General features: G+C 46.0%; 20 protein-coding genes and 1 tRNA gene. 9 read left to right on the forward strand and 12 right to left on the reverse strand.

All coding sequences use genetic code 11. The features are described from left to right. Positions 1-68: 68 nt before the first annotated feature. Both MMOL_RS09735 and MMOL_RS09740 read left to right on the forward strand, forming a co-directional pair. A complete protein-coding gene (locus MMOL_RS09735; protein WP_015832858.1) occupies positions 69-2,885 on the forward strand; it encodes a ribonucleoside-diphosphate reductase subunit alpha in 2,817 nt (938 codons plus the stop codon). A 161-nt stretch (positions 2,886-3,046) separates the two neighbouring features. Further along, the gene (locus tag MMOL_RS09740; protein ID WP_015832859.1) at positions 3,047-4,180 is read left to right on the forward strand and encodes a ribonucleotide-diphosphate reductase subunit beta; all 1,134 of its coding nucleotides are present in this window, start codon (positions 3,047-3,049) and stop codon (positions 4,178-4,180) included. A 117-nt stretch (positions 4,181-4,297) separates the two neighbouring features. Here the strand turns inward: MMOL_RS09740 and MMOL_RS09745 are convergent, their stop codons facing one another. Further along, on the reverse strand, positions 4,298-5,077 hold the full coding sequence (locus MMOL_RS09745) for an ankyrin repeat domain-containing protein (protein ID WP_015832860.1): 780 nt from the start codon (positions 5,075-5,077) through the stop codon (positions 4,298-4,300). A gap of 163 nt (positions 5,078-5,240) precedes the next feature. Between MMOL_RS09745 and MMOL_RS09750 the strand changes: the two genes are divergently transcribed. Beyond that, positions 5,241-7,013, forward strand: a complete 1,773-nt coding sequence (locus MMOL_RS09750; protein ID WP_041928582.1) for a sensor domain-containing diguanylate cyclase — start codon at positions 5,241-5,243, stop codon at positions 7,011-7,013. A gap of 35 nt (positions 7,014-7,048) precedes the next feature. Here MMOL_RS09750 and MMOL_RS09755 read toward each other — a convergent pair whose 3' ends face one another. The 5 genes from MMOL_RS09755 to ffh all read right to left on the reverse strand — a co-directional run bounded on the left by MMOL_RS09755 (position 7,049) and on the right by ffh (position 13,628). Continuing rightward, the gene (locus MMOL_RS09755; RefSeq protein ID WP_015832862.1) at positions 7,049-8,929 is read right to left on the reverse strand and encodes a putative bifunctional diguanylate cyclase/phosphodiesterase; all 1,881 of its coding nucleotides are present in this window, start codon (positions 8,927-8,929) and stop codon (positions 7,049-7,051) included. A 149-nt stretch (positions 8,930-9,078) separates the two neighbouring features. Continuing rightward, positions 9,079-10,725: a sensor domain-containing diguanylate cyclase gene (locus MMOL_RS11960; protein WP_015832863.1), complete on the reverse strand. Its 1,647-nt coding sequence runs from the start codon at positions 10,723-10,725 to the stop codon at positions 9,079-9,081. Between the two features lie 216 nt (positions 10,726-10,941). Further along, positions 10,942-11,889 (reverse strand): 23S rRNA (adenine(1618)-N(6))-methyltransferase RlmF, encoded by a 948-nt coding sequence (gene rlmF / locus MMOL_RS09765; protein WP_015832864.1) that lies wholly within the window; start codon positions 11,887-11,889, stop codon positions 10,942-10,944. A gap of 119 nt (positions 11,890-12,008) precedes the next feature. Continuing rightward, a tRNA-Lys gene (locus tag MMOL_RS09770) sits at positions 12,009-12,084 on the reverse strand. A gap of 179 nt (positions 12,085-12,263) precedes the next feature. Beyond that, positions 12,264-13,628, reverse strand: coding sequence for a signal recognition particle protein (gene ffh, locus MMOL_RS09775; RefSeq protein ID WP_015832865.1), 1,365 nt, complete (start codon positions 13,626-13,628; stop codon positions 12,264-12,266). Between the two features lie 201 nt (positions 13,629-13,829). Here ffh and MMOL_RS09780 point away from each other — a divergent pair, with 201 nt between their 5' ends. Beyond that, complete coding sequence (locus MMOL_RS09780; protein ID WP_015832866.1) at positions 13,830-14,648, forward strand: cytochrome C assembly family protein; 819 nt, start codon at positions 13,830-13,832, stop codon at positions 14,646-14,648. Between the two features lie 110 nt (positions 14,649-14,758). Here MMOL_RS09780 and MMOL_RS09785 read toward each other — a convergent pair whose 3' ends face one another. The 6 genes from MMOL_RS09785 to MMOL_RS09810 form a co-directional block, all read right to left on the reverse strand. Beyond that, a complete protein-coding gene (locus tag MMOL_RS09785; protein WP_015832867.1) occupies positions 14,759-15,448 on the reverse strand; it encodes a histidinol-phosphatase in 690 nt (229 codons plus the stop codon). 1 nt (position 15,449) lies between these two features. Next, positions 15,450-16,334 (reverse strand): drug/metabolite exporter YedA, encoded by an 885-nt coding sequence (yedA, locus tag MMOL_RS09790; RefSeq protein WP_015832868.1) that lies wholly within the window; start codon positions 16,332-16,334, stop codon positions 15,450-15,452. Between the two features lie 12 nt (positions 16,335-16,346). Next, a complete protein-coding gene (locus MMOL_RS09795; protein WP_015832869.1) occupies positions 16,347-17,003 on the reverse strand; it encodes a hypothetical protein in 657 nt (218 codons plus the stop codon). A 79-nt stretch (positions 17,004-17,082) separates the two neighbouring features. Next, positions 17,083-18,621: a 2-isopropylmalate synthase gene (locus MMOL_RS09800; RefSeq protein WP_015832870.1), complete on the reverse strand. Its 1,539-nt coding sequence runs from the start codon at positions 18,619-18,621 to the stop codon at positions 17,083-17,085. 366 nt (positions 18,622-18,987) lie between these two features. After that, positions 18,988-19,770: a CDP-diacylglycerol--serine O-phosphatidyltransferase gene (gene pssA, locus MMOL_RS09805; protein WP_041928843.1), complete on the reverse strand. Its 783-nt coding sequence runs from the start codon at positions 19,768-19,770 to the stop codon at positions 18,988-18,990. Between the two features lie 233 nt (positions 19,771-20,003). Further along, on the reverse strand, positions 20,004-20,657 hold the full coding sequence (locus tag MMOL_RS09810) for a YiaD family glycine zipper/OmpA-like lipoprotein (protein WP_015832872.1): 654 nt from the start codon (positions 20,655-20,657) through the stop codon (positions 20,004-20,006). A gap of 168 nt (positions 20,658-20,825) precedes the next feature. On the opposite strand from MMOL_RS09810, the gene tgt reads away from it, so the two are divergent. The 5 genes from tgt (at position 20,826) to MMOL_RS09835 (ending at position 26,807) form a co-directional block, all read left to right on the forward strand. Then, entirely contained in the window at positions 20,826-21,929 is a 1,104-nt protein-coding gene (tgt, locus tag MMOL_RS09815) for a tRNA guanosine(34) transglycosylase Tgt (protein ID WP_041928845.1), read from the forward strand. 111 nt (positions 21,930-22,040) lie between these two features. Then, the gene (yajC, locus tag MMOL_RS09820) at positions 22,041-22,355 is read left to right on the forward strand and encodes a preprotein translocase subunit YajC (protein ID WP_015832874.1); all 315 of its coding nucleotides are present in this window, start codon (positions 22,041-22,043) and stop codon (positions 22,353-22,355) included. A 127-nt stretch (positions 22,356-22,482) separates the two neighbouring features. Then, on the forward strand, positions 22,483-24,312 hold the full coding sequence (gene secD, locus MMOL_RS09825) for a protein translocase subunit SecD (protein WP_015832875.1): 1,830 nt from the start codon (positions 22,483-22,485) through the stop codon (positions 24,310-24,312). Positions 24,313-24,361: 49 nt separating this feature from the next. Then, a complete protein-coding gene (secF, locus tag MMOL_RS09830) occupies positions 24,362-25,327 on the forward strand; it encodes a protein translocase subunit SecF (protein ID WP_015832876.1) in 966 nt (321 codons plus the stop codon). A gap of 208 nt (positions 25,328-25,535) precedes the next feature. Next, on the forward strand, positions 25,536-26,807 hold the full coding sequence (locus tag MMOL_RS09835) for an HlyC/CorC family transporter (RefSeq protein ID WP_015832877.1): 1,272 nt from the start codon (positions 25,536-25,538) through the stop codon (positions 26,805-26,807). Positions 26,808-26,837: the final 30 nt, after the last annotated feature.

The following is a 26,837-nucleotide window of genomic DNA, read 5'->3' on the forward strand; positions in this document are numbered from 1 at the left end:
CATTTTTCTATTGCAGAAGATGCTCGCTGTCCAAAGCGTACCTGCCCTTTATTAAAAAGGGAAAACAAATGGATGATATAAAACCATCTTCAAGTACTGATTCAGTACAAGCTACAATGTTACCTATGTTGCAAGTGATTCGCCGTAATGGTGCCGCTGTAACATTTAATTTAGACAAAATTTCTATCGCTATTACCAAGGCGTTCTTGGCAGTTGAAGGCAATCACAGTGCCGCTTCACAGCGCGTACGCGACCAGGTCACTTCGCTCAGTCAAATCGTTAATCATGCCCTAATTCGCCGTTTGCCAACCGGCGGCTCCATTCATATTGAGGATATCCAAGACCAGGTTGAATTAGCGCTCATGCGCAATGGTAACCACGACGTAGCACGTGCATACGTGCTTTACCGTGAAAAACGCAACGCGGAGCGTGCTGCCGAAAAAGCGACCACCAGCGAACCAAGCCATGCTTTGAACGTAAATATCGACGGCAAACTAGTGCCGCTTAATATCAAACAATTGAATGAGATGGTGGCTGAAGCCTGCTTAAATTTAGGTAATGAAGTTGATGTGAACCTAGTGGTTGAGCAAGCTGTACGCGATTTATACGATGGAATTCCATTCACTGAAGTGTACAAAGCGCTGATTCTTTCTGCGCGTAGCTTGATTGAAACCGAACCAGCTTACAACTATGTAACAGCGCGTCTGCAACTGGATTTAGTACGTGCAGAGGTGCTGGGCGAACGTGTAAGCCATGCTGAGATGGACGCACACTATGCAGAATATTTCCCACGCTATATCAAAATCGGTATCGATGCAGATTTGCTGGATCCACGTTTGGCGCAGTTCGATTTAGATAAACTCGCAAATGCTTTGGTAAAAGAGCGCGACTTCCAATTTGGTTACTTAGGTATTCAAACCCTGTATGACCGTTATTTCTTGCATATCGAAGAGCGTCGTATTGAACTACCGCAAATCTTCTTTATGCGCGTGGCGATGGGCTTGGCGATTAATGAAATTGACCGCGAAGCGCGAGCAATTGAGTTCTATAACGTATTGAGTACGTTCGACTTTATGAGCTCAACACCTACCTTATTCAACGCCGGCACATTGCATTCACAGCTTTCTTCATGCTACCTCACTACCGTGAGCGATGACTTGGATGGCATCTACCAAGGCATTAAAGAAAACGCGCTACTGCAAAAATATGCAGGCGGTTTAGGTAACGACTGGACACCGGTGCGCTCATTAGGCGCACGTATCAAAGGTACTAATGGCAAGAGCCAAGGCGTGATTCCATTCTTAAAAGTGGTGAATGACACCGCAGTGGCTGTGAACCAAGGTGGTAAGCGTAAAGGTGCGGTGTGTGGTTACCTGGAAACCTGGCACTTGGACATCGAAGAGTTTTTAGACTTGCGTAAAAACACCGGTGATGACCGTCGCCGTACGCATGACATGAATACCGCGCACTGGATTCCAGACCTGTTCATGCGCCGTGTGACGGAGCAGGGCGAGTGGACATTGTTCTCTCCATCCGACGTACCTGATTTGCATGACAAATACGGTAAAGCTTTTGAAAAAGCTTATGTAGAGTATGAGCGCCGTGCTGACACCGGTGAAATCAAGCTATTCAAACGTGTTCCTGCAATTCAAATGTGGCGCAAGATGTTGTCCATGTTGTTTGAAACAGGCCATCCTTGGATCACCTTTAAAGACCCATGCAACATTCGCTCACCACAGCAGCACGTAGGTGTGGTGCATAGCTCAAACCTGTGTACAGAAATCACATTGAATACTTCTGATACTGAAATTGCTGTGTGCAACCTGGGCTCTGTGAACTTATTGCAACATTTAAAAGAAGTTAACGGAAATTTAGAGTTAGATAACGACAAATTGCAGGCGACGATCAAAGTCGGTATGCGCATGTTAGATAACGTGGTGGATATCAATTTCTATCCTGTAGGCAAGGCGCGTAATTCCAATACCCGTCATCGCCCGGTGGGCATGGGTATCATGGGTTTCCAAAATTGCTTACACGCAATGCGTATTCCTTACGCAAGTATGGATGCAGTGGAGTTTGCCGACCGTGCAATGGAAATGGTGTGTTACAACGCGTATTGGGCTTCAACCGTGCTGGCAGAAGAACGCGGCCCATACTCTAGCTTTAAAGGCAGCTTATGGGATCAAGGCATTTTGCCGTTGGATACATTGAATCTGCTGGAAGCAGAACGTGGCGGCAATGTAGAAGTAGATAGAAGCAAAACGTTGGATTGGGATGCCTTGCGCAACCGTATCCAAAAAGTTGGTATGCGTAACTCCAACTGCGTGGCCATTGCGCCTACTGCAACGATTTCTAATATCGTAGGAGTATCAGCCAGTATTGAGCCTGAATACCAAAACCTATATGTGAAATCTAATTTATCAGGCGAGTTCACCATCGTAAACGAGCAGTTGGTTAATGACCTGAAAGCACGCGGCTTGTGGGATACCGTAATGGTATCTGACTTGAAATATTTTGATGGCTCATTGGCGCCAATTGAGCGTGTGCCTGCTGACTTGAAGCAGCTCTATGCAACTGCCTTTGACGTAGACCCAAGCTGGTTGATTGAAGCGGCAGCACGTCGCCAGAAATGGATAGACCAGGCGCAATCACTCAACCTGTACTTTGCGGTGCCATCAGGCAAGAAGCTGAACGATACGTATCTACTAGCATGGCAACGTGGTTTGAAAACGACCTATTACCTACGCTCTTTGGGTGCAACTGCGGCGGAGAAATCTACTGGCAGCGGTGGTGAGTTGAACGCGGTGTCTGCACATACAACGGCACCAGAACCTGCGCCGAAAATGTGCAGTATCGACAACCCAGACTGCGAATCTTGCCAATAAGCAAGCCCCTGTGAGCCGCTCATTGCATTGTTGCAACAATGCTCAAAGACTGCGCCGTACTACTGGTACCGTCTTGTCTTTTGTGCTTGTTGCGCCTCGCACTGAATGACTCTCGCCAACTTGCTAACGCAAAGTAAAGAATAAAGAACAAAGGAAAAAACATGCTTTCATTTGAAGATGAAGTAATTACAGAGCCATCAGCACCTAAGTTAGCGGCAGTGCCGGCCCCAGCTGTGCAAACCGCAACGCCAGTAGCAGCAAACCAGCCATCTATCTCAGGCCGTGTGAACGCCTCTGACAAACGCATGATTAACGGCCAGACTGATGTAAACCAACTGGTGCCGTTTAAATATCACTGGGCTTGGGACAAATACCTTGCAGGCTGCGCCAATCACTGGATGCCGCAAGAGGTTTCCATGAGCCGAGATATTGCACAATGGAAAGACAGCACAGCACTTACAGACGATGAGCGTCTGATTGTGAAGCGTAATTTGGGCTTTTTCACTACGGCCGACTCGCTGGCTGCGAACAACATCGTGCTCGGTACCTATCGCCACATTACGGCGCCAGAAGCACGCCAATACTTGCTGCGCCAGGGTTTTGAAGAGGCAATCCATACCCATGCGTATCAATACATCGTCGAGAGTCTGGGCTTAGACGAATCGGAAGTGTTTAATGCTTACCAAGAAGTGGCGAGCATTAAAGATAAAGATGACTTCTTGATTCCGTTCATCAACACGCTGACGAATCCGGAATTCAAAACTGGTACAGCAGAAGCGGACCAGCAACTGCTGCGTTCACTCATCGTGTTTGCCTGCATCATGGAAGGCCTGTTTTTCTATGTCGGGTTCGTACAGATTCTTGCACTGGGTCGCCAGAACAAGATGCAGGGCGCTGCCGAGCAATACCAATACATCTTGCGTGACGAGTCTATGCACTGCAATTTTGGTATCGATGTGATCAATACGATTAAATTGGAAAATCCGCACTTGTGGACTGCAGAATTCCGCGATGAGATCAAAGGTTTAATCCAGCACGGTGTTGAGCTTGAGTACCGCTATGCCGAAGCCACCATGCCACGTGGCGTGTTGGGCTTGAATGCTACGATGTTTAAGGAATATTTACGTTTTATTGCCAACCGTCGCTGCCAGCAAATCGGTTTGGATGTGTTATATCAAGGTGCGACCAATCCATTCCCATGGATGAGTGAAATGATTGACTTGAAGAAAGAGAAAAACTTCTTTGAAACGCGTGTAACGGAATATCAAACTGGTGGTGCATTAAGCTGGGATTAAGCACTGAATATAATCCGAAAGCAGATTCAGTAGCAGAGCAAAAAAAACAGACAGGAAGAAACTGGCAAGAATAGCGTAATCTTTACGGCTATTTTTTCCAGCTATTAATGTCTGTAATTAATAGGTTGCGCCCTTGTCTTGTAATAGCGCTATGATTTTAGCGTTGCCAGAGGCTTCAGCTAAGGCTAGCGTAGATTTGCCATTTTTACCGCGCGCCATTACATCCGCACCTCGCTCAATCAGCAGTTCGGCCACCTCAAACTGACCAGAGGTGAGGCTCAGTAGTAAAGGGGTGAAACCCTGGCTATCTCTATCATTGATATAAGCCCCTCGTTTAATCAGCATCTCTGCAACCATTTTATAGCCCGGCAACTGCTGACCACATACCAACAACAGCGGCGTCATGGTCTTGCGGTCATAAGCGTTCACATCCGCGCCCTTTTTAATCAGTATGCTCGCAATCACCGTGTAACCTTTTTTCAAAGCCACTAGCAGCGCCGGTGTACCCTCTGAGTCTGAAATGTGGATATTAAAATTACTACGCACAAAGAGGTCAACAACCGCCTGATTTCCCGTTTGAATTGCCTGTAGAAATTGCTCATCATTGCGCGCAATTCCGCGCTGCTCGAACTCTTTAAGCGCATTATCTACACCTTCTGCCTCGCGGATATGCTGAGACTGCCGTACTTGCCGCAGCCTGAGAATATCCTCCATCACATCTTGAGGGAATCCTTGGCGTCCACCGCGAGAGTCGATAATCAAATCACTGAAATAATCATGTATTTGCGGTGTAGACCAAAGCTTCTCAATACGAGTCAGTATGCGATCAAACTTACTCTCTAACGCATATGGGTAGTTTTCGCCAAGGTATTCAAAAAAAGGATGTTTAACAGACATAACAAATACGATGACCTAATCTAGTGATATAAACAGTGTGAGCTAGTAATGACCAACAACAACTCACTAAAATTCATTATAATAAATTTTTAATATGCTAAGCTAATAGTGACGCATAGTTTACTCACAGATGAACGTGTAAGTAAACGAAAGGATTATTTTGTTGAATTTCGAAGAAATGCATACAAGATTACCACCTTCCTATCGTTACCTAATTGCGATAGCGCTGTTCCTCATCGCCTTTTTTCTGCGCTTCATGATGGCGCCTGCACAAGAAAATCTGGCATACATCTCCTTTTATTTACCAACGCTCATCAGCTTCTACCTACTGGGCACAGGCCCTGGCATATTGGTCACCATACTTTCTGGAATAGCCGGTGAATACTACTTCGTGAAACCATTTGAAGTATTATTTAGCGCGCAAAAAAACTATCTTCCTTTGATATTTTTCGCCTTAACATCCTGCCTGATTGGGTTAATTATTACCAGGCTCAGTCATTACAGCGACGAGCTCAAACACGCCGAGGTACGGGAGAAGTTCCGTAGCCATGTGCTAGAGCTGATTACCAAAAGCGCACCACTAACCAATACACTAAGAGCGATTATCTTGTGGGTGGAGCAAGAAAATCCAGCGACACGCGGTAGCATCATGCTACTGAACACCGACGGCAAGCGTCTACTCGCAACTGCAACGCCCAATCTGCCAGGATTTTATGTGGCTGCTATCAACAACCTAGATGTTGGTGAGGGCATCGGATCATGCGGAACGGCCGCATTTACAGGAAAAAGGGTCATTGTTGAAGACATCCAAAGCCACCCTTATTGGCACCATTTTAAGGAGCTTGCGGGCCAGGCTAGGCTAGGCTCTTGCTGGTCAGAACCAATACGCTCAACGCAAGGCAAGATACTAGGAACCGTTGCCATTTATCATCAGTACACATATCAGCCAACTGAAGCCAATATTATGCTGATTGAACAAGCCGCTTATTTGGCAAGTATTGCTATTGAAAAAAACCACAGCGAGGTTGCCTTAAAAAAGAATGAAGAGCGCTGGAGATTTGCCTTAGAAGGTGCAGGAGATGGAGTTTGGGAATATGATTTTAAGACAGGAAAAACAGAAGCATCCCCTCGGTTAATGGAAATTTTGGGATTAAATGCAAATTTACCAGAAGATATTGAAAGATTTCATCACTGGGCAGCACACACACACCCGGACAGCATTACCAACACCATGATGGCAATACAAGCTATGAAAGATAACAACAGTGATCGGTATCAGATAGAACAGCAAAAGCTATGTGGCGATGGGACTTATAAGTGGCTGCTGAACAGAGGTATGGTAATTAGCCGTAGCAGTGACGGGAAACCGTTACGCATGATTGGCACCTCTACCGATATTACGGAACGAAAACAGCTTGAAGAGGAGCTCAAGCGCCAAGCTCGCATTGATTTTCTTACTGGAGTCAGCAATCGCCGCTACTTTATGGAGCAGGCCGAGCAAGAGATACAGCGAACCAGTCGGTATGACACCCCTCTTTCATTCTTTATGTTAGACATTGACCTATTTAAACAAGTCAATGACACATACGGTCACAAATCGGGTGATATCGTGTTAAAAAGGATGGCCTCCGTATGCCGTGAAACCCTGCGCGAAATAGATATTATTGGTCGTGTGGGAGGTGAAGAGTTTGCCATATTGCTACCAGAAACAGATAAGGCTCAAGCAGCAGAAGTTGCCGAACGGCTACGCTCTGTTCTTGCCGATGAAAAAGTACCAACGGAAGCTGGCGCCCCCATTCAGTTCACAGTCTCAATCGGTGTAGCTTCAAGAGTATCCAGTCAAGACAACATTGACATGCTACTGAATCTAGCTGACGAAGCACTATATCAAGCTAAAAAATACGGGCGCAATCGAGTCTATATAGCAATGCAATGACTGAATTAGTGTTGTGGATAGTAAGCAAGCCTCCATTAAACCAAGTGCTCAATCCAGCTACTCGCAGGCACAGGCTTACTATACAAATATCCTTGGTGAATTACCTCTGCCCGGGCATTTAAAAAGTCTGCCTGTTCCTGTGTTTCCACACCTTCGGCCACCACGTTTAATTGCATATGTTTGGCAATTGCCAATACTGATTCAACCAAAGCCGCATCATCTGGGTCATGCGGTGCATCCTGTACAAAGGTTTTATCTATCTTCAACTCATGAATCGGCAGCCGCTTGAGATGACTCAATGAGGAGTAACCTGTACCAAAATCATCCAGAGAAAAATGTATTCCTAGCAAAGTAAGTTCGGTCATTTTGGCAATCACCTCACTAATGTTATCAATCACCAACCCCTCTGTCACCTCCAGCGTCAAATGCGTCGGATCGGCGCCAGTATCTGCCAAAATTGTCTTAATGCTAGATACAAAACCACGCTGACGGAAGTGCCTTGGACTGATATTAACTGATACACGAATCGGTAAACTGTAAACATCCTGTCTTGCAAGAACCCGACAAGTTTCAGTGAGCACCCAAACATCCACATCCACAATCAAATCTGTTTCTTCAGCCACTGGAATAAATAAAGAAGGTGGAACCAAACCGCGCTCGGGATGTTGCCAGCGCACTAATGACTCTGCGCCGACCACCACACCGGCCGCATTGACTTGCGACTGCAGATAGAGCATCAACTCCCCGGCAGGAATTGCTAAGCGTAGCTCTCGTTCAATTTTGAAACGCTGCTCAGCCACGCTTGCCATCGACTGCTCGAACAAGATACTTTGGTTACCACCATTCTGCTTAGCGCGATGCATGGCGGTATCCGCTCGTCGAAACACATCACCCGCATCATCTTCGATATTAACTGGAAAGGTAGCAATGCCAATACTGCCTGAAGCGATGACCTCATCGTCTCCCAGCCTAATTGGAAGCTTAAGTTGCACTCTAATCTTATCCAGCAAATGGTTAACAAGAGAGCCAATCTCTGTTGCACTGCTTATATCTCTCTGTATCAGCAACGCAAACTCATCTGCAGACATTCTGGCCAACATACCGTCTGTTTCTACTAGTAACTTAAGCCTATCTGCGATAAAGCATAATAGTTGATCCCCCACAGCATGCCCGCGAGCTTCATTAAGTGTTTTAAAACGATCGAGATTTAATAATATGAGCGCGCCTTTAGCGCCGGAGCTTTTGCACTCCAACAAAGCACGATTAAGACGATCAATCTGCAGTGATCGATTTGGCAAACCTGTCAATGAGTCGTAATACGCCAAACGATGCAATTCAATGCGGCCGTGCTCTTTTTCTTCATAATCTTGAAAAAGTAAGCAAATTAGCATCGTTGCCACTGGATAAAACAAAATAATCGTGGGACCAAGCTGCTTATCAATCCAAATACCTATGCCACCAGGTAAATATAGAAAGAGAAACAGCATCACGACATGCACTAACAATCCAGCGCCTAGTAGTTGTAGTGCGTTCAAAGAGCCGCCCACATTCTTACGATAATAATAAAACGCAACTCCGATTAAAGCGGCCACCACTGTGACAATAACCCCAATATAAACTCCGGATCCGCCAATCCATATGCGGTATGCACTAATAATCGAGGCGCTCAACGCAGCTACAAAAGGGCCACCAAACATGCCTGCTACAAACAAAATTATGGAGCGCCCATCAAAGATGACGCCATTACCGTACTGCACTGGCGTCATCATTCCAACAACACCGGCAATACCAAATAGAAACCCAAAAAACAATGCTTGCGATAATGGATTCTTTTTATTGCGTGAGGAGGCGACTTGGTAGATTGTTGTGAGCGCAACTAACAAAGCAGTATTGTGAATCAGCTCAATAAAAAACATGACGCTCCCTTAAATTAGTCCTGAAAAACCAAGCCGAATATTAACTTATATGATCGCTAATTAATAAATAGAAAGAATAAAAATTAAGTCTTTCTTAGCTGCTCACCGCACCCAGCACACAAATAAACAATACATCCAGACAACAAATACTAAATTGCCGCACAGACCCGGTTGCGCCCTGACTGCTTTGCCTGATAAAGTGCTTGATCTGCTCTGCTCAGTAGCATATCGATATTGTCATCAGCCGACGCCACTGAGGACACACCAATTGAAACCGTGTATTGCACGGGCAAGCCATCCTTCATTGGCACTTTAGAATCTGCAACAGCTAATCTTAAACGCTCCGCCACCTCCAGCGCCTCTGCGCGATTGGTTTCTGGCAACAAAATAGCAAACTCCTCGCCACCGATACGCCCAATAATATCAACTTCACGCAAGGTTTGACGACAGACATCCGCTAATTTTTTTAGTACGATATCGCCAATTTTGTGACCATGACTATCATTAATTTTCTTGAAAAAATCGATATCCATCATAAACATGGCCATATCTTTCTGGTAACGCTGGCTTCTGCTTAACTCTTTCTCGGCCTGCTCCATAAAGTGACCACGATTATTCAACTCGGTCAGGTAGTCTATATGTGCTTTTTGGTTAAGCTCCAGCTCAAGCAACTTACGGCTATGAATGTTGGCATGTACCCCTATCATGCGGATGGGCTGATGCAGCGCGTTAAATTCGGCAATCTTGAACACGCTGTTCATCCATACCCAATCCCCACTTTTTGCACGCCGCCTATAATCAATCGAGGCTGAATCGCCGCCCGCCAAACACTCATTCAAAAGAGACATCACTCTGGCGCTATCTTCAGGGTGTAGCGCCGCCTGCCATTCCTGCAGGCTATGATCGAGCTCACCTGCGGCATAACCCAAAATCTGGGGATACTCATCGCTGGCTGTCATCTCCCCTGTTGCGATATCCAAATCAAACCATGCCTGATTCGCAGCCACCAACGCTAGACGCATTCTATCTTCGCTCTTACGCAGCTGAGCCTCCGCATTTTTTAATTCAGTAATATCTCTGGCAATGCCAAACAAACCAATAATATGGCCATCTTTATCTTTCATCGCATATTTTCGGTTATCAACCCAGCCAGGCTTGCCATAGTAATTCAATAACGGCTGCACCTCTTGTGCCATAGGCAAGCAGCCATTAAAAATCTTTTTTTCTAGCGTGTAATAAATATCGGCATATTCTCTAGGCAAAACGTCATAATCTGTTTTCCCTACCAGCTCAGACCAATGGCTAATGCCATGTGTGATATCCACGATGGTTTGGCTGGCACTAGTAAACTGGTGATTTCTATTCTTAAAGTAAATATAGTCATCCGTATTTTCCAGCATGGCCAGAAAGCTGTCATACATCATCCCGTGAGCAACCTCATGGTTAACCTCAGGTTGAGTCAGCGTGAGCGTGATATCCGTTTTTAGATGATCCACATCCAGATACTTCTGATAAGTGGCCCGCAGAATCTTGGCCACTCCCTTCTTATCAACTATCCTGAAAGTCAGAGTAACTGGCTCGGTTTGAGATGCGTGTGAAAAAATCACATCGTAAATATCCAGATCATCTGGATGAAATATCGTTTTGAGGGCAGGATTGGCTGATGACAACTGCGCAGGGCTCCATCCGGTCAGGCGCTTGGCATCCCCCTCCACTTGCTCGCAAAGCAGCGCATCTGGCGTCAATGCAAACTTAAACTTTATAGAGGATGTGTTTTCTTGTTGTTTGTTAGCCATTATGTTGACTTTCAGTCGATTAAACACGCTGTCATCATTAACACCTACCAAGACCCACTGTGCTACCTAGGCTGGGGCTTGTCAAGAAATATACATATGCATGCTAGTGACGGCCTCCAAGACACATATTTTCAATATCAATCGGCTAAAATAAAATAGCCCAATCGGGTATCGATTGGGCCATTTTATATTGCATATTAAAGTATCAGATTGGCCTCAAGCCAACACGGCACGTCGCTGATTAACATCCAAAAATGTCCAAGCCACGATGCGGCTTTGCTTTTGTCCTTGCGTCATGGCGATAGTTTTCACCTCTCGCGCCTGCACGCTGTTGAGCGCACGGTACAAACTAGGCAGGTTAGTTGCTTTTGAGACTAGCGAGGTAAACCATACGCACTGGGCAGCATACTGCTGACTCTCTTTCACCATAGCGGTCAGAAAACCTTCCTCACCACCGGCGCAGTACAACTCTGCCCCTTGCCCGCCAAAATTCAACGCGGCATGCTTGTTACCACTAGGCTTAGCCACGTGTTTACCCAGCCCACGCCATTTGCGCTGGGTACCGGCTTGCGCCTCGGCTAAAGAGCCATGAAACGGCGGATTGCACATCGTTAACGCAAATAACTCATCCGGCTGAATCATGCCCTTGAAAATGGATGCAGGCCTCGCCTGCAATCGCAGCTCTATCACATCACCTAGTGCATTTGCATCAATGATCTGTTGTGCATTACCTAGCGCTTTAGCATCGATATCAGCCCCGACAAAACGCCAACCATACTCACGTGTGCCAATCAGCGGATAGATCATGTTTGCACCTACCCCTATGTCCAGCACGCGCACAGATGATCCGCGAGGCACCTTGCCATGCGCCTCGCTCAATAGATCAGCAAGGTAATGCAAGTAGTCCGCGCGCCCCGGGATTGGCGGGCATAGGTAGTGCTTAGGAATATCCCACGCATCCACCGCATAAAACTGCTTAAGCAAAGCCTGATTAAGCGCCTTGACGCTTTGCGCATCTGCAAAATCGACAGAAGCATCACCGTAAGCGTTCAGCTTTACATATGGTGCTAATGCAGCACTGGTTTGAATCAACGCCTCAAAGTCGTAGCGCTCGCGATGTCGATTACGCGGGTGCAACGCAGATTTAGTGTTTTCAGGTTTCAAAGTTTTTTGCGCGGCAGATTAAAAAGACGTTATCCACATGGATTAAATAATAGCGCTAACTAGAGTGATAGCACAAAAGAAAAAAGGCTTAATCATTTCTGATTAAGCCTTATATATCTTGGTAGGGTGTGCGGGGATCGAACCCACGACAAACGGATTAAAAGTCCGCTGCTCTACCAGCTGAGCTAACACCCCATTCGTTTCGCAATTAATTGTGTTGCTTACGAAAGGTCGCCATTATATAGAAACTATTAGGCTGGTCAATGAAAAAATCACAAATAACTTAATTATTTTGTAAAAAATTTTACGATTTTCCGTAAGAGATTGTTTTAACAAGACTTACTAAAATTACCTAATGCACTCAAACTGGCACATTAACGCATTCCAGGTAGTTTACCGCCCATCAAGCCACCCATACTGCGCATCATTTTTGCCATGCCGCCTTTGCTAAACATCTTCATCATCTTCTGCGTTTCTTCAAATTGCTTCAACAAACGATTCACTTCTTGCACTTGTACCCCAGAACCATCTGCAATACGTTTTTTACGCGTTGCTTTAATAAGCTCAGGTTTACGACGCTCCAGTGGCGTCATGCTATTGATAATGCCTTCAATTCGGCGAATGCTCTTGTCTGCATCTTCAGGGTTCACTTTGGCTGCCATGCCCGCAAGTTGTGACGGCATTTTATCCATCAGCGCACCCATGCCACCCATTTTGCGCATTTGCGACATTTGGGCTTTAAAGTCATCTAAATCAAAGTTCTTACCTGATTTAACTTTATCGGCCAGCTTTTGCGCTTCCGCCATATCCACATTTTTGTGCGCCTGCTCAATCAAGCCCAGTACATCACCCATACCCAGAATACGTGATGCCATACGGTCTGGATAGAATGGCTCTAGGCCATCTACTTTTTCGCTCACACCAATGTATTTGATTGGCTTGCCTGTGACATGGCGCACGGACAAGGCAGCACCACCGCGCGAGTCACCATCCAGCTTAGTGAGGATAACACCCGTTAACGGTAAGGTATCGCCGAAAGCCTTTGCGGTATTAATCGCATCCTGCCCCTGCATGGCATCCACCACAAACAAGGTTTCGATTGGGTTTAGGTAGGCGTGCAATGCTTTGATTTCAGCCATCATCGCTTCATCAATACCTAAGCGACCTGCCGTATCGAAAATCACTACATCATAGTAACCGCGCTTGGCATAGTCTAACGTCGCAGTGGCAATATCCAACGGTGCTTGGCTGGCGTTACTATCAAAACATTCAATTTCCAACTGCTGGGCCAGTGTTTTCAGCTGTTCGATCGCAGCTGGGCGGTAAACATCAGCACTCGCCAACAGCACCTTCTTTTTTTGCTCTTTTAATAACTTCGCCAGTTTTGCTGAGGTAGTGGTTTTACCAGACCCCTGTAAACCTGCCATTAAAATAATAGCCGGTGGCACTGCTGCTAAATTCAATCCCTCGTTGGCTTTGCCCATAAGAGCAATCAACTCATCATTCACCACTTCAATCACAGCCTGGCCTGGGGTCAAGCTCTGCAATACGTCTTTACCCTGCGCGCGCGCCTTTACCGCGGCAATAAAATCCTTCACCACCGGCAAGGCAACGTCAGCCTCCAGCAAGGCCATACGTACCTCACGCATGGCATCGGCAATATTTTCTTCTGTTAAGCGCGCTTGCCCACGTAAATTTTTAATGACGCCCTGTAAACGCCCAGTCAAATTTTCTAGCATTTTTATACTCGTACTAATAATATTAAGTTTAATTTTACATCAAGCGCCAGAGCTGTCCTATCAATAGATTTGTTAATCAATCCAATATATTAAGCAAGTTTATTTCTGAGTGCTGACGGCCAAGACTGCACCGCGTGATAAATCTTATAATTATTAAGCGCAGCTATTATATTTACACGCTAATTGCGCCATAATTGCACTATGCAAAAATTAATCCCCTACTTTATTGTTGCGTTCATTTACATGGCAGTGGCTATAGATTTCTGGCGAGATGCCAAGGCACCAAGCCATGCCAATATAAAACCGGATGCATTAAAACTGCACTCAGCAATGATCGCCTTAGGCTTGCTCATTCACGGCTGGTTATTACACCAAAGCATTTTCTCTGTTGGTTTTAATTTGGGTTTTTATCAGTCTATTTCGGCGATATTGTGGCTAACCGTTTTGGTGTATTGGGTAACAGACCGCAATCACCAGCTATATAGCCTGCAAGCTTTTGTACTGCCGCCTGCTGCGGTATTCTCGTTGCTACCAGCCTTTTTTACCGAAACGCACTTCTTGCCTGAGTCTGGCAATCCGCTGTTCATTGCGCATATCTGGGTCGCCATGATTGCTTACAGTCTGTTTACCTTTGCCGCATTACATGCATTGCTGATGACGATTGCCGAACGCAATCTGCATCATAAAACCACACTGATTAAACTGCCTAGCTTCCCGCCACTCATGGTGATGGAAAGTCTGCTATTTAAAATGATAGGGTTCGGATTTATTTTGCTCACCGCGACGTTAGTGAGTGGTATGTGGTTCTCTGAGGCACTGTTCCATAAGCCAGTGCAATTCAACCATAAAACTATTTTCTCTATCGCTAGCTGGTTTATTTATGCAGCGCTATTATTTGGCAGATACCAATATGGCTGGCGCGGATTAAAAGCTATACGCTGGACGCTGACCGGCTTTGCCTTACTAGTGCTGGCTTATATTGGCAGCAAGTTTGTGTCACAGATTTTACTAGGCCACTAGTATCAATCAGGCAACAAAAAGCGTTAAAAGCAGCACGAGGCTGCTTTTAATTTAAACGTAATGTGTTCCATCATTGGTGAACTTTGAAAGTCACCAACCATACGCAACTACTATGAGCGCAAACTAATACGCGGCCACTGGTGTTGCTCTGCGTATGTCGTCAGCGTAGGGTCCGCATCTACGGCGATAGGATTTGTCACTAACTTCATTAATGGCAAATCATTGTGTGAATCACTGTAAAAATAGCTTTTCGCAAAATCACCTAATCGCTGGCCACGGGCATCTAACCACGCGTTAATTCGCGTTACCTTACCCTCTTGAAAGCTAGGCACACCTTGCACGCCACCCGTGTATCTGCCATCAACCATTTCCGGGTCAGTGCCAATCAAATGCTCTATGCCGTAGGCAGTAGCAATCGGCTTAGTTACAAAGCTATTGGTCGCGGTAATCACCACGCACAAATCCCCTGCCGCTTTGTGTTGATTCACCAACGCTTGCGCCTTCACGGTCATCATCGGGCGAATCACTTGCTCCATATATTTCAAATGCAGTGCATCTAAAAACTCTTTAGAGTGTTCACTTAAAGGCTTTAACTGAAACTCCAGAAATTTATAAATATCTAGATTGCCGTTTTTATAATCTTGATAAAACTGGTCATTACGCTCTTGATGCGTCTTGCCATCAAGCAAGCCTTCGCCAATCAAAAACATGCCCCAGTTGTAATCGCTATCACCAGCCAGCAAGGTATTATCTAGGTCAAACAACGCTAAATTCTGCGTTGGAGTTACGTCTTGTTTCATATTAAATATCTTTATTGTTCGTTACAGAAAGTACTAAAAACACACCTACCAAAATCACGCCTAGCGCAGCCATTTCCACCATGGTCACATGCTCACCGGCCCACCATATGCCTACCGCAAACGCCACAATCGGGTTTACAAAAGTATTACTACTCGCCACTAAAGGCCGCACCGTCTTCAATAAGTATTGGTAAGCGCTGTATGCAATGAGCGAGCCCAATACAATCAGGAATAACAGCGCACCCCATGACTTATGTGAAACCTCCTGCGGCCACGACTCACCAGCGTAAGCACTTGCCAGCAGCAGCGCCAAGCCACCTACCAACATCTGACAGGCCGCGCCCATTAAGCCTTCCGGCATGGCTAAATGCTTACCCCATACGGAGCCGAACGACCAACTCGCGGCAGCAAATATCAGCAACAATGCGCTAGTAAAGTCCCCCTCAAAACTGCCGCCTAAGTTTAGCAACACGATCCCCACTAAGCCGATCGCAATACCCAGCCACTCTCTTAGCGTAATCTTATGCCCCCATATAGAGGAAAAAACCGCCATCCAAATCGGCGCGGTAGCAATCGATAGCGCAGCTACACTAGAGGAAATCGTTTGTTGCACATAACACACCGTGCCATTACCCAATGCTGGCAATAGCAAACCCACGGTGCCTGCCCCTAGCCACTCTCGGCCAGCAGGCATGGCTGCGCCCAAATAGCGCATCACCACAAACAAAATCGCACCAGCCACAGTAAAGCGTATACCACCCATTAAAAATGGCGGAAAACTTTCTATGCCGAAGCGAATGGCTAAATAGGTTGAGCCCCAAATAAAATAGGTGCAGAACAATGCCAATACAATCCATAACGATTGCCGACTCATATGTAGACGCATATTGTGATTCTGCTAGAACTTAGCCAGCTTCCAAAAAAAGTTGTCCTGCCCCAGCAGTAATTTAGATAGCTCGTCCAGAAATGTTGCATCTACCTGCTCGAATGGCATTTCCAGTTCCATCTCTCCCAGTTTGGCAATATTTTTTAATGAAAAGTGCAACGCCTCAGCATCAGACAATACCGTGACCAAGATTGAACCTTTGACTTGCCAAGGAATATTGAACGAGACCGCCGCCACCCGTGCATGTTCATTCTTCACATCTTCTGCGGTATGCACGATGCCATAACGCCACAACACGTCCTTAATGCGCTGTGCAATACCAAGCTCGCGTTCAAACTTAAAAACCTGCGGCGCTTTGTAAAAATAGAACAATGAAACATGGCTAATCTCATCCGAGAATGTCTCATTACTCAAGAGTCTATAGCGATATTCAGCAAAAGGCTCGGTCACTCTCAATCCAGATAAATCTCCGATACTAGGTAATGAAATCACATGAGCAAACTCAGGCTCAATCACCCTGATTAACTCAGAGAACTCACGCCAATAATTGAATACTTCTTTCAGTTTTGCATTGCGTAAAGCGAGCGAATCAGCACTTAGTTTGCTTTGATTACTTTTCTCTTCCTGCGCTTGCTGCGCCTGAAGCTTCATCTGTCCTAACAAACTCATTGATTCGCCCGACCTACCTTTGTATTCATCTGGCTTATGTACTCACCAGATTAGTTTCAACAACACATCCCCACAAACACTACACTTGAGGGTGTGCACGCTCTAATTTGCTGTGCAGTTTATTCAAACCATTTAAATAAGCTTTAGCAGAGGCCACTACGATATCCGTGTCCGCGCCTTGTCCATTCACAATACGGCCACCTTTAGAAAGACGCACTGTCACTTCGCCTTGCGCATCAGTACCACTGGTAATGTTATTGACTGAGTAAAGTAACAATTCAGCACCACTATTAACAATGCGCTCAATCGCTTTGAATGAAGCATCTACCGGACCACCGCCATCGGCTTCCGCTTTTTTCTCGCTGCCGTTATCACTCACTGTAATCAAGGCATGCGGCACTTCACCGGTTTGTGATGCTACTTGCAAATACACCAACTTATAATTTTCGCTGGCCTCAGACACAAACTCATCGCTCACCAAAGCATGCAAGTCTTCATCAAAGATTTCAGATTTCTTATCAGCCAAGTCTTTAAAGCGCGCAAAAGCGGCGTTTAATAAATCCTCAGTTTCAAGCTCGATACCCAACTCCTTCAAGCGGGTTCTAAATGCATTGCGGCCGGACAATTTGCCCAAAGTTAATTTATTGGCGTTCCAACCCACATCTTCAGCACGCATAATTTCATAAGTTTCGCGATGCTTCAACACACCATCTTGGTGTATGCCTGACTCATGCGCGAACGCATTGGCGCCGACAATCGCCTTGTTAGGCTGCACTGGGTAACCGGTAATTGAAGATACCAATTTACTGGTTGGCACGATTTGCGTCGCATCAATCGTGGTGGTTAAGTTAAAAATATCACCACGGGTTTTCACCGCCATCACCACCTCTTCCAAGCTGGCATTACCTGCACGTTCGCCCAAACCATTAATCGTACACTCAACCTGACGCGCGCCACCCATCACTGCAGCTAATGAGTTTGCCACCGCCATGCCAAGGTCATTATGGCAATGTGTTGACCACACCACCTTATTACTATTAGGCACACGTGCAATCAACTCACGCATACGCTCACCCCATGCCGCTGGGATAGAGTAGCCTACGGTATCCGGCACATTAATAGTTTTAGCACCTGCCTGAATCACCGCATCAAAGACTCGAATCAAAAAGTCCATATCTGAGCGCACCGCATCTTCGGCAGAGAACTCAACGTCATCGGTATATTCCAATGCCCATTTCACCGCCTGCACTGCGCGCTCCACCACCTGATCTTCTGTCATACGGAGTTTGTTCTCCATATGAATTTTGCTAGTGGCGATAAATGTGTGAATACGCCCTTTAGCTGCCGGCTTAATTGCCTCACCCGCACGACGCACGTCGTTCTCGCTGGCACGCGCTAACGAGCAAACGGTAGAGTTTTTAATAATTTTTGCAATTTCATGAATCGCATCAAAATCACCAGGACTCGCTGCCGCAAAACCCGCTTCAATCACGTTCACGCCCAATTTCTCAAGCTGGCGTGCAATGCGAATTTTTTCTTCTTTTGTCATCGCTGCGCCTGGGCTTTGCTCGCCATCACGCAATGTCGTATCAAAAATAATAATTTGGTCTTGTTTCATGATAATTACCTTAAGTTTTTATTTTGTTTGAGCCCGTCACGATAACGCAACAGACTGCTTGCTGGCATCTCATGCAAACAATGGATGCGCGTATGTAATACTTGAATTGGGGGTATGTTTAGTCTGCGCACTAGCGCAGAAAGCTAAGAAGGCGTAGAGCAGATAATTTGCGTAGCAAATCGGCACTGGCATGTTGATGCAGTGCATATTGAGTAAATGTAATATTTAAATTAAACATAGTACTAGCAATATAATGTTTTTTAATTGGTTTCGCAAGTGCTTAAGTATTTGAATTTATTTATCATGATGATGAGTAAATCTTAACCAAGACCACCCATTACTTAAGCACTTGAAGTTGGCTACGACTTATCTGGTAATAAACTTCCCACGCAGCCACATCACATATCCTGACAGCGCATAAATCGTCATAATCAAAAACAATACTTCTGGCGGACTATAAGAGATCAGTACAAAGCCCAACACGATGCCCAGAATAACAAAAAACGGCACGCTCGCTTTTAGATTGATATCCTTGCCGCTGTAATAACGTAAGTCGCTTACCATAGAGGCACCAGCAAACACCGTAATGCACCATGCCATCCATTTCATTTGCAGCACGCCAAAAAATACGTCGCGGCCATTCACTCCGTATTCATAAGACACCCACACAAAACCAGCCAGTAAAGCTGCAGCCGCCGGGCTAGGCAACCCCTGGAAATAACGCTTATCTTGGTTTACGTCATCCAACTTGGTGTTAAAGCGCGCCAAACGCAATGCCGCACAAGCGCAGTAAATAAACGCGGCAATCCAACCCAGCTTACCTAAAGGTTTAAGCGCCCAAACATATAAAATAAGCGCAGGTGCAACACCGAACGACACCATATCGGATAAGCTATCGTACTCCGCACCAAACGCACTTTGCGTATTGGTCATGCGTGCAACACGGCCATCCAAACCATCCATCACCATTGCAATAAAAATCGCAACGGCAGACTGCTCAAAGTTGCTGTTCATCGCCTGCACGATTGCGTAAAAACCGGCAAACAAAGCTGCTGAAGTAAATAAATTAGGAAGTAGATAAATGCCACGCTCACGTAACGACGGCGCGTCAGAATTACGGCGAAATGTTTTTTGTTTAGATTCAATCATGTTTTGCATCATACCTTTATATATGATCATTTTTAAATTTTGCTTAGTATAACAAAGCCTGTTGCGATACTCGCAATCAAATTTCAACACAGATAGCTTTAAATTACTTAAAGCACAGCCGTTTAATCTTTACGCTAACACCAAACTATCCGACAAAACAAAGCCGGCAAGTAGCCGGCTCTGCTGTTACTTTCTCGTGCTCACTTCACTAGCAAGCCAACCATAATACTAAGCTACTGCCCAGCTGGCTCTGCGACAAAAATTTCCACACGGCGATTTTTTGCGCGATTTGCAGCGGTATCATTTGCCACCAAAGGCTCACGAGCGCCCCTACCTTCAATCGTGATGCGGCTATGTTGCACGCCGCGTGCAACTACATAATCACGCACACTCGCAGCACGATTGACAGATAGCGGGTTGTTAACAGCATCGCTACCGGTATTATCCGTGTGCCCGATGACAGTAACATTACTTGCCGGATTATTGACTAAACTAGTCGCAAAGGTATCGAGCACAGCCCTGAAATTTGCCTTAATGTCAGCACGACCCACGTCAAAAGAAATATCACTAGGAATATCCAGTTTCAGGCGATTATCTGCAGTCTGCGTCACGCCCACACCCGTACCAGCGGTCGCTTCTTCCATCTGCCGTTTTTGCTCTTCCTGACGTTTAGTCCAGACGTTACCGGCAACAGCACCGGCTGCTGCACCTACCGCAGCACCAATCGCAGCACCCTTGCCTTTACCTGCAATCGCACCAACCACTGCACCGGCACCAGCGCCAATCGCAGCACCTTTAGCCGTGCCTTTCTGCGTTTCCGTCATATTGGCGCAACCTCCAAGCACCAACGCCAGCACCACCGAGCTTACAACCATTGTATTTTTCATCATATCCTCCTGAGTTCATAATAATGCTTACCATTGGAGTACAGTCGTCCCAAATAGTTTAATTTAAGACCCAACATCCACATGCAACAGCATGCCAGCGCTAGCTTAGCCGACAAATATAAACATATTATGTTAGTATCGCGACATTCAAAATATTATTGTTTTAGCATGCAATTTACCTTACAAACACAAGATGGCCTCGCGCGTCGCGGCACTTTAGAGTTAGCGCACGGCAAAGTGGAAACGCCGGCGTTTATGCCTGTTGGCACTTATGGCACAGTGAAAGCCATGTCACCATTAGAGCTCACCGAAATTGATGCGCATATCGTGCTCGGCAACACCTTTCATCTATGGTTACGCCCAGGGCTGGAGGTCATTGCTGCACATGGTGGCCTGCATAAATTCATGGGCTGGAACAAACCTATTCTCACCGACTCAGGCGGCTTTCAGGTTTGGAGCCTAGGCGATTTACGCAAAATTACCGAAGAAGGCGTTAAGTTCCGCTCACCGATTAACGGTGACTCCTGCTTCCTTACGCCAGAAGAGTCCATGCGCATTCAACGTGTATTGAACTCAGATATCGTCATGATTTTTGATGAGTGCACGCCCTACCCTGCGACACTTAAAGAAGCCAGCGACTCCATGCAGCTTTCGCTCAGATGGGCAAAACGCAGTAAACAAGCGCACGAAGGCAACCCCAATGCACTATTTGGCATCATCCAAGGCGGCATGCATGAGGAGCTGCGTGACGTCTCGCGTGAAGGTCTGGAGCAAATTGGCTTTGATGGCTACGCTATTGGCGGCCTTTCAGTAGGCGAACCCAAAGAGGATATGTTACGTATATTGGCGCATACAGCACCTAAGATGCCGCAAGACAAACCACGCTATTTAATGGGCGTTGGCACACCTGAGGACTTAGTTGCTGCGGTATCACAAGGCGTAGATATGTTTGACTGTGTGATGCCCACACGCAACGCACGTAATGGCTGGCTATTTACGCAATACGGCGATGTAAAAATCAAAAACGCCAGCTACAAAAACGATACCAACCCACTGGATACTGACTGCAGCTGCTATACCTGCCGCAACTTCACGCGCGCCTATTTGCACCACTTACATAGAATCGGTGAAATTTTAGGCTCACGCCTAAATACCATCCATAACCTGCACTACTACCAGCAATTGATGAGTGGTATGCGCAACGCGATTGAGGCGGGCACGTTCGAGACCTTTAAACAAGAGTTTGCAGCAAAGCGCAAAAGCTTGTCTTGAATCAACTGACCGGCAATTTGTAGCATCTACAATCAGAGATAGTATGTGCTAGAATTAAAGGCTAATTTTTAGATCATTTTGTAAGTTTTTATTAATAGAGAGTTATATATCGTGTTTATTTCAAATGCTTATGCTGCAACAGCGCCAGCAACAGATTTCACTAGCTTCTTACCGCTAATCGTTATCTTTTTACTGTTCTTCTTTATGATTATTCGTCCACAGATGAAACAAGCTAAAGAGCAACGTAACATGATTGCCGCCCTGCAAAAAGGTGATGAAGTAGTCACTACTGGCGGCATTGTGGGCAAAGTAACTAAAGTTACCGATGCATTTGTTACTCTTGAAATTGCAACCAATACTGAAATTAACGTTCAGAAACATGCAATTCAAAGCGCATTGCCAAAAGGTACGATTAAAAGCATCTAATCCTTAGGGGCTTAACCCCTAAGTACCGTATTTAAAGTACCCTTTTAACGTACTATCTTAAAAATTTAACTAAACATTTTGCACCACGCTGTTTAAATAACTGCAAACTGTTGACTAGAGTCTGACTATGAACCGCTACCCGCTGTGGAAAAACATTTTTGTTGTCTTCATGATTCTGATGGGGCTGATTTATGCCATCCCCAATCTGTTTGGTGAATCACCTGCAATTCAAGTCACCCCTACCAAAAGCACCAGCAAGATTGACCCTGCTTTACTGGCTCAGGTAGAACAGATTCTGCAAAAAGAAAAAATTGCATACGACGGCATTTACTTGGACGCGCGTGGTGTAAAAGCACGCTTCGCCAATACCGACACCCAAATCAAAGCCAAAGATTTGTTGCAAGCCAACTTAAGCAGCGACTATACCGTTGCCTTGAACTTGCTCTCACGCTCACCAGACTGGCTACGCAGCATAGGTGCCAAACCTATGTACCTAGGCCTAGACTTACGCGGCGGCGTGCACTTCTTGCTGCAAGTAGACATGAAAGCTGCTTTAGACAAAGCTGCAGAGCGCTTTGTAGGCGACTTTAGAACAGCCTTACGTAAAGAGCGCGTTTCATACGCTGGTGTAACACGTGAAGGACAAACCGTACAAATCCGCTTCACTAGTGCAGCAGAACTAGCTAAAGCAAGAAAAATTATCAGCAATCAATACCCAGATTTAACGCTTAAAGACAGCGCAAATGGCGAAGATATCGTACTGAGCGCTTCATTAAATGCGGTCGAACAAAAGCGTATTCAGGAATTCGCACTAAAACAAAATATTCAAACGCTACACAACCGAATCAACGAGCTAGGCGTTGCTGAACCGATTATTCAGCAACAAGGCATGGACCGCGTGGTGGTACAACTACCTGGCGTGCAGGATACCGCCAAAGCTAAGGAAATTTTAGGCCGCACCGCTACGCTTGAAATCCGCTTGGTCGATGAAGAAAAGTCTGACGCAATGACCTTGGAAAAAGCAGCGCAAGGCCAAGCTCCAATTGGCACCGATGCATTTAAAGACCGTGAAGGCCGCCCGATTCTCGTGAAAAAGAACGTGGTACTGACTGGTGATTACATCACGGATGCTGGCCCTGGCGTGAACGGTCAAACTGGGCAATCAGTGGTTAACGTCACACTGGATGCTCGCGGCGCACGCGTATTCCAACAAGTCACACGTGAAAACGTGGGCAAACGCATGGCCATTTTGCTGATTGAAAAAGGCAACACTGAAGTGGTCACTGCACCAGTTATTAACGAAGAAATCGGTGGCGGCCGCGTACAGATTTCAGGCATGGCCAATACACAAGAAGCAACTGATATTTCCTTACTGTTACGTGCAGGCGCATTAGCTGCCCCTATGGATATTGTCGAAGAACGTACAGTAGGCCCAAGCATGGGTGAAGAAAACATCAAACGCGGTATGCACTCCACCTTATGGGGTTTTGCGGCAATTGCGGTGTTCATGATTGTTTACTACATGGTATTTGGTGGCATTTCTGTGCTAGCACTAGGTATTAACCTGCTGCTGCTGGTCGCTGTATTGTCTATGCTACAGGCAACCTTAACCTTACCTGGTTTAGCAGCGGTAGCGCTGACACTGGGGATGGCGATTGACGCTAACGTGTTGGTCAATGAGCGTATCCGCGAAGAACTACGTAGCGGCAACACGCCACAAGCTTCTATCCATATCGGTTATGACCGCGCTTGGGATACGATTCTAGACTCCAACGTGACCACCATGATTGCAGGTATTGCCTTATTCCTCTTCGGCTCCGGCCCGGTTAAAGGCTTTGCGGTGGTGCACGTACTTGGCATCCTCACCTCTATGTTCAGTGCGGTGGTGGTTTCACGTGCGATTGTTAACTGGGTTTACGGTAGCCGTCGCAAAACAACACACCTTTCAATTGGTTAAGCGCTCCAGTTAATTTAGCGCCCACAGATAAAAATATAGAGTAAAAACTATGGAATTTTTTAGAGTAAAACATGACATCCCTTTCATGAGCTATGGCCGTTTAACCACCGCCATTTCCATGATTACTTTTGTACTTGCGATCGTGTTTCTTGCGACACGCGGTTTGAACTTCGGCGTCGACTTCACAGGCGGCACCATGATTGAAGTCAATTATCCGCACGCTGCGGATCTGACCAAGATCCGTACCACCATTGACAGTATCGGTTTAAAAGACGCAACCGTACAAAACTTTGGTACTAGCCGTGACGTGTTGATTCGCTTACCAGTTAGAACAGGCCTGACCGGCGCCCAACTCTCAGACAAAGTATTAGGCTCACTGCATGCAGTAGATAGCTCAGTGCGTATGAGCCGTATTGAATTCGTCGGCCCGCAAGTCGGCACCGAACTGTATGAAAAAGGCTCACTGGCACTGCTATTAGTAATCGCGGGTATCGTGATTTATCTAGCAATGCGCTTTGAGTGGCGCTTTGCGGTGGCAGCTGTCATTGCGAATATGCATGACGTGATTATTATCTTAGGCTTTTTCGCCTTCTTCCAATGGGAGTTCAACCTGACCGTACTCGCCGCCGTGCTCGCAGTATTAGGTTACTCAGTGAACGAATCTGTCGTGGTGTTCGACCGAGTACGTGAAAACTTCCGTAAAATGCGTAAAGCCAGCGTGACTCAAGTGATTGATAATGCAATTACACGCACCATGTCACGTACCATTATCACTCACTTCTCTACACAGTTGATGGTGTTATCTATGCTGTTATTTGGCGGCGAAGTGTTACATAACTTCGCACTAGCACTGACTATTGGTATTTTATTTGGTATTTACTCATCAGTACTGGTGGCTTGTCCAATCGCCATGTGGTTAGGTGTTAACCGTGCCAACCTAATGAGTGATGTAGAAAAGAAAGACGGCGACAAGAAAGAAACACATCCAGAGCCAGACCCATCCGAGTTTGCCTAAAGCGCTTACTTAAAACCCACTCCGCGCTACAGCAACTGATAACCCAGCTTAAAAGTTACTGTAGCGCATTGCGTTACACGCATCCTCCTGTTAGCAAGCCCCTCTGCAATTCCCTGCAACACGCTACGCCTCACCCAATATCACAGAACTTGCTACACGCCCCCATCGCGTATACACTATCCCTTCGTAGTAACCATCAAATCATACTTTGGACAACATACCCATTTCGTGGCAGCTTGGCGCGCTAGCCATTCTGCTTTTAATTTCAGGCTTTTTCTCCCTGGCTGAAACCAGCTTGATGTCGGTTAACCGCTATCGCTTAAAACACTTAGCCAACCAGGGGCATCGCGGCGCACGACTCGCCACATTTCTACTGCTAAAAACAGACAAACTGCTGGGCGTCATTTTACTTTGCAATAACTTTGCCAACGCAGCCTCTGCCACGCTGGTTACCATTATCGTCGTTGAGCTGTTTGGTGAAGGTGAATGGACACTGATGTTTGGCACCATGACCGTGACCTTTGCGATTTTAGTATTCAGTGAAATCTCACCTAAAGTCATCGCGGCGGCATACCCAGAAAAGCTCGCATTCTTTGCCAGCTACATTCTGTATCCGCTGCTAAAAGCACTCTATCCAATCGTATGGTTTGTTAACCTGTTCGTCGTGGGCTTGTTGCGTATACTTAGAGTTAAAGTGAATTTTGATGCACAAGCACAATCACTCACCATGGACGAACTGCGTAGCATTGTGACCGACGCTGGCCACTTTATGCCCAAGAAGCACCGCACCATATTGTTAAACCTGTTTGAGCTAGAGAAAATCACCGTAGATGATGTGATGACGGCGCATACCATGATTGAAAGCATCAACTTTGATGCGCCTCTAGAAGATATCCTTAACCATATTACCAACACCCATCACACGCGCCTACCGGTGCGTCAGGGTGAGGCTGAAGAAATCATTGGCATTTTGCATGTGCGCAAAGTAATTAACCAATTACGTGAACACTACCAACGTGATGACTTTACTAAAGAAGACTTACTTGAAGTGATTGATGACTCTTACTTCATCCCATCTGGCACGCCACTATTTACACAAATCCAGCAGTTCCAAGAAAACCATGAGCAGATTGCACTAGTGGTGGATGAATATGGCGAGTTAAAAGGTTTGGTCACGTTAGAAGACATTTTAGAAGAAGTAATCGGTGACTTTAATACGCAGCTACCATCCAGACTGGGCAACTACCTGCAAGATGAAGATGGCAGCTGGTTAGCAGATGGCACTAGCACATTACGTGATCTCAATAAAAAACTGAATCTGGACCTACCGCTGGACGGCCCACGCACGCTCAACGGATTGATTCTTGAACACTTTGAAGACATCCCTGAGCCCAACACCAGTTTCAAAATTGGCCCGCATCGCCTGGAAATATTGCAGACCCAAGATAGAATTGTGAAAAGCGTCAAGATCTTCCCTTAGCATTGCCCTAGCGCTAAGCAATTGAGATTG

The sequence above is a fragment of the Methylotenera mobilis JLW8 genome, assembly GCF_000023705.1.
Lineage (GTDB): Bacteria > Pseudomonadota > Gammaproteobacteria > Burkholderiales > Methylophilaceae > Methylotenera > Methylotenera mobilis.